Annotated in this window: 9 protein-coding genes; 5 read left to right on the forward strand and 4 right to left on the reverse strand. The window is 71.7% G+C overall.

What is annotated here, in order from left to right; genetic code table 11:
• Window positions 1–72 precede the first annotated feature (72 nt).
• Window positions 73–1,983 (reverse strand): glycoside hydrolase family 35 protein, encoded by a 1,911-nt coding sequence (locus ACFFF6_RS00380; RefSeq protein ID WP_376977172.1) that lies wholly within the window; start codon window positions 1,981–1,983, stop codon window positions 73–75.
• A gap of 90 nt (window positions 1,984–2,073) precedes the next feature.
• On the reverse strand, window positions 2,074–2,469 hold the full coding sequence (locus ACFFF6_RS00385) for a hypothetical protein (RefSeq protein ID WP_376977174.1): 396 nt from the start codon (window positions 2,467–2,469) through the stop codon (window positions 2,074–2,076).
• Between the two features lie 122 nt (window positions 2,470–2,591).
• On the opposite strand from ACFFF6_RS00385, the gene ACFFF6_RS00390 reads away from it, so the two are divergent.
• The 3 genes from ACFFF6_RS00390 to ACFFF6_RS00400 are packed head-to-tail and all read left to right on the forward strand — an operon-like array spanning window position 2,592 to window position 4,712.
• Window positions 2,592–3,440 (forward strand): WXG100 family type VII secretion target, encoded by an 849-nt coding sequence (locus ACFFF6_RS00390; RefSeq protein ID WP_376977176.1) that lies wholly within the window; start codon window positions 2,592–2,594, stop codon window positions 3,438–3,440.
• A gap of 49 nt (window positions 3,441–3,489) precedes the next feature.
• Window positions 3,490–3,990, forward strand: coding sequence for a hypothetical protein (locus tag ACFFF6_RS00395; RefSeq protein ID WP_376977177.1), 501 nt, complete (start codon window positions 3,490–3,492; stop codon window positions 3,988–3,990).
• Window positions 3,987–4,712 carry a hypothetical protein gene (locus ACFFF6_RS00400; RefSeq protein WP_376977179.1) on the forward strand — a complete coding sequence of 242 codons (726 nt, stop codon included), beginning with the start codon at window positions 3,987–3,989 and terminating at the stop codon, window positions 4,710–4,712. The genes ACFFF6_RS00395 and ACFFF6_RS00400 overlap by 4 nt, the downstream gene beginning before the upstream one ends.
• 32 nt (window positions 4,713–4,744) lie before the next feature.
• Here ACFFF6_RS00400 and ACFFF6_RS00405 read toward each other — a convergent pair whose 3' ends face one another.
• Complete coding sequence (locus ACFFF6_RS00405) at window positions 4,745–6,754, reverse strand: beta-galactosidase (protein ID WP_376977180.1); 2,010 nt, start codon at window positions 6,752–6,754, stop codon at window positions 4,745–4,747.
• A 98-nt stretch (window positions 6,755–6,852) separates the two neighbouring features.
• Window positions 6,853–8,583: an ATP-binding cassette domain-containing protein gene (locus ACFFF6_RS00410; RefSeq protein WP_376977182.1), complete on the reverse strand. Its 1,731-nt coding sequence runs from the start codon at window positions 8,581–8,583 to the stop codon at window positions 6,853–6,855.
• A gap of 248 nt (window positions 8,584–8,831) precedes the next feature.
• Here ACFFF6_RS00410 and ACFFF6_RS00415 point away from each other — a divergent pair, with 248 nt between their 5' ends.
• Both ACFFF6_RS00415 and ACFFF6_RS00420 read left to right on the forward strand, forming a co-directional pair.
• Complete coding sequence (locus ACFFF6_RS00415; protein ID WP_376977184.1) at window positions 8,832–10,592, forward strand: ABC transporter ATP-binding protein; 1,761 nt, start codon at window positions 8,832–8,834, stop codon at window positions 10,590–10,592.
• Complete coding sequence (locus tag ACFFF6_RS00420) at window positions 10,589–12,589, forward strand: ABC transporter ATP-binding protein (RefSeq protein ID WP_376977185.1); 2,001 nt, start codon at window positions 10,589–10,591, stop codon at window positions 12,587–12,589. Before ACFFF6_RS00415 ends, ACFFF6_RS00420 begins: the two co-directional genes overlap by 4 nt.
• Window positions 12,590–12,641: the final 52 nt, after the last annotated feature.

A 12,641-nucleotide genomic window follows, 5' to 3' on the forward strand; every position in this document is an offset into this window, starting at 1 on the left:
CTCCGCCTCACGATCGTCGAGACGGACCGGGTCCCTCGCTCCGGGACAGGAATGCGTCGGGCCCGGCGGCGATCAGGCCTCCGTGACGGGGTCCGGGGTGTGCCAGATCGGGCCGTCGGCCAGGGCGAGGGAGGCGGGGATCCGCTCGAGCTCGAGGAGCAGGACCTCGTTCTCGCCCTCGCGGATCACGGGGGCGGGGACGTAGAGGGCCTGCTGAGGGCCGATGCCCCAGTAGCGGCCCACGCAGAAGCCGTTCACGTAGGCGACGCCGTGCCCGGCCGCGGAGACGTCCAGGAAGGTGTCGCGGGCCGCGTCGGCCGCGAAGGAGGCGGTGACCAGGGCCGGAAGGATCTCCGAGGCGGCGGGATCGGCGAGCGCCGCGGCATCGGCGCGCTCCCCGGCGGAGGCGAGACCGGCGAGCTCGGCCGCCATGTCCTCGAGCGGCCAGGGATCGGCCTGCCAGCCGTCATGGAAGCGCACGCCCTGCCAGATCCCACCGAGGATGCCCTTGCGCTGCCCGACGTAGGGGCCGAAGTTCACGCGGCCCAGGTTCTCGACGAGGATCTCCACGCGCACCGTGCGATGCTCCTGCCCGGCGAGGATCCGCTCGGCCAGCGGGCTCAGGTCGATGACGGCGGGGTCCTGCGCGTCATCGGCGATGCCGGCGAGGGTGCCGTCGACGAAGACCCAGGCGCGGTCGTGGAGGCCGTGCAGCTTCAGCGGCGGCAGCTGCGGCGAGCCGTCCTCGGCCCTGCCCCAGCGGACCATCTCGATCTCTCGCGCGAGGCGCAGGATCCCCCGTTCGAGGCCAAGCTCCTCGAAGGTCGGCGGGCCCGGGTGCACGGGAGCCTCCCGGGTGAACAGCTCGGTGGGCCGCAACGGCACGACCGAGGCGACGGGCACGTCCGCGGCGGGCAGCCGCACAGGCTGCGCGGACAGCCCCAGCTGCTCCAGGTGCTCCTCGAGCGGAGGCAGCTCCCGGTGACGGGCGATGACCTCGCGGAAGCCGCGGAACTTCGCGGTCAGGCCCCCGTCCTCGGCGATCGGGGCGTCGTAGTCGTAGCTGGTGGTCGTCGGCTGGAGGACACCGTCCGGGTTGTTGGCACCCGCGGTGAGGCCGAAGTTCGTGCCGCCGTGGGCCATGTAGAAGTTCACGCTCATGCCGGCCTCGAGCATGACCGAGAGCTCGTGGACGGCGGAATCGGCCTCGCGGTCGTGGTGCTCCTCGCCCCAGTGGTCGAACCAGCCGTTCCAGAACTCCATGCACATCAGCGGCTGATCGGGCAGCTCCGTCGCCGCCATCTCGATCACGTCCTCGGTGCGGGAGCCGAAGTTCACGGTGCCCAGCACGTCCGGGATCGTGCCGCCGGTCAGCCACATGCGGGCCGGGCCGTCGGAGGTCACCAGCAGCTCCTCGATCCCGCGTGCACGCAGCCCGTCGCGCAGGTGCGCGAGATAGGCGGCGTCGTCGCCGTAGCTGCCGTACTCGTTCTCGACCTGCACCATGACGACGTTCCCGCCGCGGCACGCCTGCCGCTGCGCGATCACGGGGATCAGCTCGTCCAGCCAGGCGTCCACGAGGGCCACGTACTCGGGATCGCTCGTGCGCAGCCGCAGGGAGCCGGCGCGGCGGTCGGCCGGCGCGGTGCCGGTCACCCAGCCGGGGAAGCCGCCGTTCTCCCATTCGGCGCAGATGTACGGGCCCGGGCGCACGATCGCGTCCAGCCCCTCCTCCGCGGCGATGTCCAGGAAGCGACCCAGGTCCGCGATCCCCTCAAAGGTCGTCACCCCCGGCGCGGGCTGGTGGATGTTCCAGGCGACGTAGGTCTCGACGGTGTCGCAGCCCATCGCGACGAGACGGCGCAGACGGTCCCGCCACAGCTCCGGGTGGATGCGGAAGTAGTGCACCGCACCGGAGACGATCTGGTGCGGGACGCCGTCGCGGAGGAAGCCCTCGGGGGTCGGCTCGAGCAGAGCGGGCATCGGTGCCAGCCTTTCTGTAAAGCGTTTTCCATCATTGTGCCAGCCGACCCGTCTCGGCGGGACGATCATGCCCGTCCCGGGGCCGGCAGGTCACCGATGCAGGCCGCGCCCGCGGAGCATCTGCAGCCGCTGCGCGCGACCGGCCCGGATCAGCCGCGCCCACCGGGGGTAGAGGAACCCGGGCAGAGGAAGGAAGGCCAGCAGGAAGTACAGCCCCGGCACGCACAGCACCACGAGACCGCCGATGCCCAGCAGCCGCGGCACGGAGCTCTCGACCGGAGCGGCGATCGCCGCCGCACAGAGCAGGGCGGCCCCGGCGAGCGGAATGCCCAGCAGGACGACGCGCTCCGCCTGCCAGTTCTCGTACCAGGGGTCCATCCAGAAGCGGAGCGCCGATGGCGTCCCGCCCCGCAGCGCCGCCGCCGCGAGGAGCAGCACGAGGCCGAGCAGGGCGAGCACGGCGGAGATCCCGGCACGTTCGAGCATGCGGCCATCATCCCAGACGGCCCGGGCCGTCCCTCGCGCCGGACATGGGGACTCCTCCCCATCGCCCCGCACGTCCGGCCGCCCGAGAATGGACGCACGGCTCAGGACTCGGAGGATCACACATGGCGTTCTACGGGATGGACACCGCTCAGGGGGAGGACTTCGCCCAGCTCATGGCGACGCGTCGCGGGGACGCCGCCGATCGCGTGGCACAGCTCGCCTCGACCGTGAGCGGCATCGGATCCTCCTGGATCGGCCCTGACGCGGATGCGTTCCAGGAGTCGTGGAACAACCTGCGCAGCGGCCGGATCGAGCCGACGCTCGAGCGCATCATGGAGCTCGCGCGGGACCTCGCGGCGCAGGCGCAGGCACAGGACGTCACCTCCGCTGCCGATGCCCTCGACGCCGCCGGCGAATGGCTGCGGGACATCTTCCGCATCTCCGACGACGCCCCGTCGATCCTCGACTTCCTCCCGAGCTGGAACGACTGGGAGGACGTGCTCGGCTCCGGGATCGCCGGGATCCTCGACGGCATCGGCGGAGCGCTCACGGGGTTCACGAAGTTCGTCATGAACCCGCGCACGCTCGTGACGCTCTTCGCCGCAGGCGGGGACGATGCCGTGCGCGCCTGGACGGGCGCGGCAGGGGCGGCCTCACGGCTCAGCCGTGTCCTCGGCCCCGTCGGGCTGGTGGCGACCGCGGGCTTCGCCGGGTGGGACCGGTGGGAGCAGGACTCGGCCGATCCCAGCCTCAGCACCGGCGAGCGCATCACGCGCGCCGTCGTCGACGGCGGAGCCAACGCCGCCGGAGCAGGACTGGGCGCCTGGGGCGGCGCCGCCGGAGGAGCCGCCCTCGGCACCATGATCTGCCCCGGGATCGGCACCGTCGTCGGGGGCGTGATCGGGGGGATCGCCGGTGGCCTGCTGGGCGGGGGCGCCGCCAACGGTCTGGTCGACTGGCTCCTGGGATGATGGGATCCGCCCCCGACCGCACCGCACGGAACCGACCGCAGGAGGACCGATGGACCTGACCCGTGAGACCGTCCTCGGCCGCACCGGCGCCGCCGTGGACGTCGACGTGCCCCGAGGGTGGGAGATCGCCCGCCCCGACGAGGGGCCCTTCGCCTTCGTCTCCCGGATGCCCGATGCCGTGGCCGGCCCCTTCGCGGACAGCCTCGTCGTCGGCGTCGAGCCGCGTCCCGACGGCGTTCCCGACGGGATCGAGGCCGTCGCCTCCATGGCGCTCCTGCAGCTGCATGCCTCGGTCCCGGATCTGCATCTCATCGACGATCGACCCGCCCTCGTGGACGGGTTCGAGGGCCGCTTCCGCGCCCTCCTGCAGACGGTGCCCGGGGGCATCACCGTCGTGGTGCGCCAGCTCCTCGCGGTGGCCGACGAGTCCTTGGTCACCGTGGCGCTGACCAGCTTCCCCTTCCGCGACCGCGTGCTCGCCCCGGTCGCCGAGGAGATCCTCACCGGGGTCGGGATCCGCCCCGGCACCCGGCCGCAGGAGGACCGATGATCACCTACGACCCGAGCACCGCCGCCTTCCGGGGCCCGAACACGGAGATCGACGGCCTCCGCGACGCCCTCGCCGACCCGGGACGCGGACCGGTCGCCGAGGTCCTCGCAGGGCTCGCCCCCGAGATCCCGCCGGATCCCGGATCAGCCGCTCTCGGCGAAGCGCTCCGCCGGCCGCTGTTCACGCTCGAGGTGGGCGTCTCCGGCCCCGGAGCACAGCATCGCCATCGGCTGATCGCTGCGGACACCGGCGTCGGCGTCCGGACGAGCCCGCTGAAGGACGGGCTGAGCGAGCTGGCGGCCTTTCCCTTGGCCACCCTTCCCGGCGGCATCACCCGCCTCGTCCGCTTCCGTCCTGGTCCGGCCCCGGCCGAGGACGCCCCGACGATCCCCGTCCCCGTCGACGACCTGGGCGCTCTGGCCTCGTCCGATGCCGCCGAGCGCCGGCGGGGCTGGGACCTCGTGGGCGCCGCCCTGGATGCGGCGCTGCCTCCGGCGGCGGACCCGTCCTGGCAGATCGTCGAGGTGCGCTGCACCTGGACGTCCGTCGACGGGACCGATGCCGAGGACCTGTCGGTGCATCTGCGACGCGGGGACGACCACCTCCTCGTGCAGGAGAGCGACGAGGGGATGCTCCTCGTGCCGGTCACGTCCATCCGGGCGTGGGAGTCGATGATCCATGTCCTGCCCGAGCAGAGCGAGATCGCCCCGCCCCGGGCCTGAGGATCCGATCCGACCGACCCGGCCAGGCCCGCTCAGGCCTCCTCGAACACCGCCGCGGCACCGGCGTGCACGGTGAAGGCGCCGTCCGCCCGGGAATCGCGCAGCAGCTCCCGGCCGGCGACCTGCACGACCTGGTCCCGGTCGGAATGGTTGAGGACGAAGAGATAGGTGGTGCCGTCCTCGGCGAAGCGGCGGACCGCCTCGACATCGCGGTGAAGGCCGCTGACGGTGGGCTCGACGCCCGCGGCGGCCGCGATCTCCCCGACCAGCGCTCGCAGACCGTCGGCCTCCGGGCGCGCCGCGACGTACCAGGCCGCTCCCTCGCCCACCTCGTGCCGGGTCACGGCCGGCCAGCCGTGCAGGGCGCCATCGGCCCAGGTCCGTACCGCGCTCGCGCCCTCGAGGTGCGTCTTCTCGCTCCAGAGGTCGGCGCGGGTGCCGTCATCGAGGTGCAGCACCTCGCCCTCGAGCAGGGGGAAGAGCTCCTCGGTCCGCACGCCCAGGAGCTCCCGGAGGGCGCCGGGGTAGCCGCCGAGCCGCACGTGGTCGGCCTCGTCGACGATCCCGGAGAAGAAGGACACGACGACCTGCGCCCCGCCCTCCGCCGCGGCCGCGAGGCGAGCGGCGTCCTCGTCGCGGAGCAGGTAGAGCGTCGGGGCGATCACGAGGTCGTAGCTCGCGAGATCCGCGGCGACGGGTACCAGATCCGCCCCGATCCCCAGATCCCACAGCGCCGTGTACCAGCGCAGCAGCTCCCCGGGATAGGACAGCTCGCTCGTCGGGTGGGAGTCGAGCTCCGCGCCCCACCAGGAGGGGTAGTCCACGACGATCGCGGCCCGCGAGAGGACACGGCTGCCGCGCACCGGCGCGAGCTTCTCGAGCGCCCGACCCAGGGTGAGGGTGCCCCGCCACACGTCGGAGTCCCGCCCCGCATGCGGGTACATGCCGGAGTGGAACTTCTCCGCCCCCGCCTTCGACTGGCGCCACTGGAAGAACATGACGCCGTCCGCGCCGCGGGCGACATGGGACAGCGAGTTGCGCAGCATCTCCCCCGGTCCCTTCGCCCGGTTGCGGGGCTGCCAGTTCACGGCCGAGGTGGAGTGCTCCATCAGCACCCACGGATCGCCCCCCGCGACACCGCGGGTGAGGTCCGCGGCGAGGGCGAGCTCGATCTGACCGCGCGGGTCGGCGGCGATCAGGTAGTGATCGTTGGCGACGAGGTCCAGGTCCTTCGACCAGGAGAAGTAGTCCATCCACTTCGTGGCGGAGGAGCACATGAGGTTCGTGGTGGTCGGGATCCGCGGGGTGACCTCGCGCAGCACGTCCCGCAGCGCCCGGTAGTGGGCGAGCAGCTCGTCGCTCGAGAAGCGGGCGAAGTCCAGCTGCTGCGTGGGGTTCGCGTAGGTCGGGGCCGCGCGCGGCGGGAGGACCTCCGCGAAGGAGTCGTAACGCTGGGACCAGAAGGCCGTGCCCCAGGCCTCGTTGAGCGCATCGATGCTGCGGTAGCGGGTCTCCAGCCAGCGGCGGAAGGCCGCCGCCGCGCTGTCGGAGAAGTCGTGGGGGACGTGGCAGCCCAGCTCGTTGTCGACATGCCACAGCGCGAGCGCGGGATGCTCCGCGTAGCGCTCGGCGATGGTGCGGGTCATGCGCAGCGCGTACTCCCGGAAGACGGGCGAGGACACGGCGTAGGACTGCCGGCCGCCCTGGCCCAGCACGGTCCCGTCCGCGGTGACCGGCAGGATCTCCGGGTGGGAGCGGGTCAGCCACGGCGGCGGAGAGGCGGTCGCCGTCGCGAGCGCGACCTTGATCCCGGCATCGGCCAGGCGGTCCAGGGTGGCGTCCAGCCACCCCCAGTCGTACTCGCCCTCGCGCGGCTCGAGGGTCGCCCACGCGAAGATCGCGACGCTGACCAGGTTCACCCCGGCCTCGCGCATCAGCTCGATGTCCTCGATGCGGACCTGCTCGGGCCACTGCTCGGGGTTGTAGTCGCCGCCATAGGCGAGCCCTTCGACGCCGACGGGCCAGGGGCGGGCTGCGGTCATGGTTCCTCCATCGGATGCAGGACGGGAAGGCCCCACCAGTCTAGGGGCCCGGCAGCCATTCCGGGAGCGGATACGCCCAGGTCAGGCGATGGTCCCGGTCAGGCGGCCTGCTCCGCGAAGATCTCCGCGAAGCGACCGCCGCGGGCGAGGAGCTCGTCGTAGCGCCCGCGCTCGAGGACCCGTCCCGCATCGACCACGAGGATCTCGTCCATGCCGCGCAGGGTCCACGCCCGGTGCGAGACGACGATCGTGATGCGCCCCGCCTTCGAGCGCTGCAGCTCGCGGAAGATCTCCTGCTCCGCCTCCGCGTCGATCGCGCTGGTGGGCTCGTCGAGGATCCAGATCGGTGCCGAGCGCAGATGGATGCGGGCCAGCGAGATGCGCTGCCACTGCCCGCCGGAGAGCCCCACTCCCCCGTCCCACTGCGAGCCCAGCTGCTGGTCGAGCCCCTTCTCGAAGCCGCGCACCATGCCCGCCGCGTTCGCGGCCTCGAGCGCCGCCCACAGCTCCGCATCGGTGACGTCGGTGCGCGGAGTGCCCAGCAGCAGGGACTCGCGGACCGTGAGCTCGTAGCGGCCGAACTCCTGCGTGAGCGTCCCGAAATGCCCCACCCATTCCTGGAAGGACATGTCCGCGCGCGAGCGGCCGTCGATCGCCACCGTCCCCTCCTGCGCGTCCAGCGTGCCGACGATCGCGTTGATCGCCGTGGTCTTCCCGGCCCCGTTGACGCCGACGAAGGCGACGATGCTCCCGCGGTCGATGCGCAGGTCCAGGCCCCGCAGCGCCGGCTCCTCCTTGCCCTCGTAGGTGTGGGTCAGGCCCGTGACGACGAGGCTGTCCGCCGTATCCGCGACGACCGGCTCGCGGGTCTCGCGCCGCAGGCCCAGCAGGATCTGGTACCGCTCGAAGGGCGCGCTGCCCTCGACCACATAGCCGAGGTTCGCGCCCAGCCCGCCGACGGCGCCCATCGCCGCCATCACCCCGTACACGCCGCCCGCAGCCGCCGGACCGTAGTGCACTCCCACGATCAGGGCGGCGAGCGCGGCGCCCAGCAGCAGCGAGGTGGACACGCCCGCGAGCAGCCGCCAGGCGAGGATCGGGAGGTAGGTCTGCGCCTTGCGGTCGGTGATCCGCTGGATGGTGTCGGCGACCTTCGCGGAGATCTGGCCGCTCGCGCCCAGCGAGGTCAGCTCGATCGACGGGGTCGTGGTCACCAGGTGCTGGTGCAGGTAGCGGGAGCGCCAGTACAGCTTGCCGACGTCGTCCCACATCTTCGAGTCGATGCGGGCGATCCGCTGGGAGGCGAGGACCATCGGCGCGAGGGAGACCAGCACCAGCAGCGCCGCCGGCAGGCTCATCGCCGCGAGCGTCACGAACACGCCGATCACCGACAGGGTCTGCTGCAGCAGCGACAGGATGTGCGGGTAGAGGAAGGAGATCTCGTCCTCCGCCGCCTTGTTGCCCGCCTCGATCTGGGCCGATGCCTCCGGGTCCGCGAGCACGGTCGGCGGCAGGGTCGCGAGGGTCGCGGCGACCTCCTGCTTCGCATGCAGGCCGATGAGGTCCACGAGCCGCCACTGCAGCGTGCCCACGATCGCCTCGACCGGCCCGGTGAAGGCGATCAGCGCGACCATGCCGGCGAAGGGCGCCGCCACGTCGCCGAAGGAGTCCGCGCCGGTGAGGGCTCCCACGAACTGCGCCATCAGCACGACCTGGAGGGATGGAACCGCTGCGACGAGCAGCGCGAGCACGACCGTGATCGCGACGCGCCGCGGCGCCGCCGCCCATGCCTGCCGGATGCTCCAGACCCCCACCGCGAAGATGCCCATCGGTCAAACCTTTCACAGACCGGTCCGGCCCGCACCGGATTTCTTCCGGTCCGCCCGGGTCTCCGCCAGAAGTCGGATGCGCCGGGCCCCAGGACTGCGGCAGGATCGAGGCGCGCGTTCCGGGCATGCCCCGGAACTCCCGGGTTCGCGGACAGGTTCCGTCCGCGTTCCCCGGGATCATGGACCCGGACGCCACCCGCGCCGACGCCGCCCTCTGCTCACCCTCCCCTGCTCTCGTGAGGACCTCCATGCTCTGGACCGTCATCCGCCGACATCTGCGTCCCTATCGGCTCCACGTGGTCGCCGTCCTCGTCCTGCAGCTCGCGACCGTGCTCGCGACCCTGTACCTCCCGAGCCTCAACGCCGACATCATCGACCGCGGGGTCGCCACCGGGGACACCGGCTACATCTGGCGCGTCGGCGGCATCATGCTGCTCGTCGCCGTCGTCCAGGTCATCACCGCGATCGCCTCGGTGTGGTTCGGCGCGCGCGTCGCCATGGGCATCGGCCGGGACGTGCGCCGCTCGGTCTACACCCGCGTGGACCGCTTCTCCACCGAGGAGCTGGGCCGCTTCGGGGCGCCCACGCTCATCACGCGCGCCACCAACGACGTCCAGCAGATCCAGATGCTCGTGCTGATGGCGCTGAACTTCATGGTCATGGTGCCGATCATGTCGATCGGCGGCATCCTCATGGCGATCCAGGAGGATCCGGGGCTGTCCTGGCTGGTGTGGGTGTCGGTGCCGCTGCTCGTGCTCATCGTCGGCGTCCTGGTCAAGGAGCTCATGCCCCTGTTCCAGCGGATGCAGGACAACATCGACGCGATCAACGGCGTCATGCGCGAGCAGATCATGGGCATCCGCGTGGTCCGGGCCTTCGTGCGCGAGGAGCACGAGACGCAGCGCTTCACCGACGCCAACGCGGCCCTCACGGACACCTCGGTGCGGATCGGCCGGCTGTTCGTGATCATGGGCCCCGCCATCACCATCGTGCTGCACCTGGCCACCGCCGCCGTGCTCTGGTTCGGCGGCCACCGCGTGGACCAGGGGCTCGTCGAGGTCGGCTCCCTGACCGCCTTCATGCAGTACCTGCTGCAGATCCTCATGGCGGTCATGATGGGCACCTTCATGTTCATGATGTTCCCGCGCGCGGTCATCAGCGCGCGGCGCATCGCCGAGGTCCTGGACGTCACCCCCGCGCTGACCGAGCCCCGCAGCCCCGTGGAGCTCACCTCCTCCGGCGGCGCCGCCGTCGAGTTCCGCGACGTGACGTTCTCCTACCCGGGTGCCGAGGCCCCCGTCCTGGACGGTGTCTCCTTCACCGCGGAGGCCGGTCGCACCACGGCGATCATCGGCTCCACCGGATCCGGCAAGACGTCCCTGGTCAGCCTGATCCCCCGTCTGCACGACGCCACCCGCGGCCAGGTGCTCCTGGACGGGGTCCCGGTCACGGACCTCGCCCGCACCACCATCTCCCGCACCGTCGGCCTGGTGCCGCAGCGCCCGTACCTGTTCTCCGGGACCATCGCGGAGAATCTCCGCTTCGGCGATCCCACGGCCGATGACGACCAGCTGCGGCGGGCCCTCGACATCGCCCAGGCCGCCGAGTTCGTCGAGAGCCGCACCACCGGCGAGGGCGAGGCTGCCCGCACCGGCCTCGAATCCGCCATCTCCCAGGGCGGCACCAACGTCTCCGGCGGTCAGCGCCAGCGCCTGTGCATCGCCCGCACCCTGGTCTCCCGACCGCGGGTGTTCGTCTTCGACGACTCCTTCTCCGCGCTCGACGTCGCCACCGACGCGGCCGTGCGCGCGGGCCTGGCCGAGCACACCCAGGGCGCCACCACCATCATCGTCGCCCAGCGCATCTCGACCATCACCGCCGCCGATCAGATCCTCGTGCTCGAGCAGGGCCGCATCGTAGGCCGCGGTACGCACGAGGAGCTGCTCACGAGCAGTCCGACCTATCGGGAGATCGTGGACTCCCAGATCACCGTGGAGGAGCCGGCATGAGCGCCGCCGAGAAGAACAGGCCGGATGCGGGCTCCGCGGAGCTCACCGAGGAGGAGATCCTGCAGATGCAGGACTCCATGGGCGGCGAATGGGGCGAGTCCGCGCCCCGGAAGGCGAAGGCGTTCTGGCCCTCCGCGATCCGGCTCGCCGGCAGCTTCGGCGACCACAAGCTGGGCCTCGCCGTCGTGCTCGCCTTCGGGATCCTCTCCACGGCGCTGACCGTGTGGGCGCCGTCGGTCCTCGGCGACGCGATGGACGTCATCTTCGACGGCGTGATCAGCGGGACCGGGGTCGACTTCCCGGCGCTCGGCCGGCTGCTGCTCTTCGTGCTGGGCATGTATCTGGTCGCGGCACTGTTCGACTGGCTGCAGGGCCGGCTGCTGAACGACGTCGTGATGCGGATCGTGTACCGGCTGCGTCAGCGGATCGAGGCGAAGGTCAACCGCCTGCCGCTGAGCTACTTCGACACGCGCCAGCGCGGGGACCTGCTCTCGCGCACCACCAACGACGTCGACAACGTGCAGTCAGCGCTCCAGCAGGCCTTCGCCTCCCTCGTCTACGCCGTGCTCACGATCGTCGGGATCACTGCGATGATGTTCTGGCTGTCCTGGCAGCTGGCCCTGATCGCGCTGGTCGCGCTGCCGATCTCCGGCGTCGTCATCGGGATCATCGGCTCCCGGTCGCAGAAGCTCTTCGCGGCCCAGTGGCGCAACACCGGCCGCGTGAACGGGCACGTCGAGGAGTCGTTCACGGGGCATGATCTGGTCACCCTGTTCGACCGCCAGGACGCGATGGGCGAGCGGTTCGACGAGCGCAACGAGGAGCTGTACGAGGCGGCCTTCCGGGCCCAGTTCTACTCCGGCATGATCATGCCGATCATGCAGTGGGTGACCTACCTCGGATACGTCGGGATCGCGGTGGTCGGCGGGCTGCGGATCGCCGCGGGGCAGATGTCCCTGGGCCAGGTCGTCGCCTTCATCCAGTACTCCCGCGAGTTCAACGCGCCGCTCGGCGAGGTGGCGGGGATGGCGAACATGCTGATCTCGGGCGTCGCCTCCGCGGAGCGGATCTTCGAGCTGCTGGATGCGCAGGAGCAGGAGGCCGATGGCGAGATCACCGCCGCCGGTCCCGCCGACGGGAGCGCCCCGCAGCGGATCGCCCGCGCCGAGCTCGCCGGCCCCACCCGCGGCCATGTCGAGTTCGACCGCGTCGCCTTCTCCTACACCCCGGACAAGCCGCTGATCACCGAGCTGTCGCTGGTCGCGGAGCCGGGGCAGACCATCGCGATCGTCGGCCCCACCGGTGCCGGGAAGACGACCCTGGTCAACCTGATCATGCGGTTCTACGAGATCGACCGCGGGCAGATCCGCCTGGACGGCACGGACATCCGGGCGCTGGACCGCGGCGCGGTGCGCAGCCAGGTCGGCATGGTGCTGCAGGACGCGGTGCTGTTCGGCGGGACCATCCTGGAGAACATCCGCTACGGCCGGCTCGAGGCCACCGACGAGGAGGTGGTCGCCGCCGCGCGGGCCACCTTCGTGGACCGCTTCGTGCACACCCTGCCCGAGGGGTACCAGACCGTGATCGAGGACGAGGGCGCCAACGTCTCCGCCGGCGAGCGCCAGCTGATCACGATCGCCCGCGCCTTCCTCGCCGACCCGGCGCTGCTGATCCTCGACGAGGCCACCAGCTCCGTGGACACCCGCACCGAGGTGCTCGTGCAGGAGGCGATGGCCGCGCTGCGCACCGACCGCACGAGCTTCGTGATCGCCCACCGCCTCTCGACCATCCGCGACGCCGACGTGATCCTCGTGATGGAGCATGGCGACATCGTCGAGCAGGGCTCCCACGAGCAGCTGCTCGCGGCCCAGGGTGCCTACCACCGCCTGTACTGGTCGCAGTTCGCGAGCGGCGTGGATCCCGACGAGGACGAGGCGGTGCTCGAGGGACCGGCCGCGGTCACCGGGGAGATCGCTGCTGCGGACGTGACCGGCTGAGGCGGCCGGATCAGCCCCGGAAGGACGAAGGGGCGGTTCCGGTTCAGACCGC

Source organism: Brachybacterium hainanense, from assembly GCF_042434575.1.
Taxonomy (GTDB): Bacteria; Actinomycetota; Actinomycetes; order Actinomycetales; family Dermabacteraceae; genus Brachybacterium; species Brachybacterium hainanense.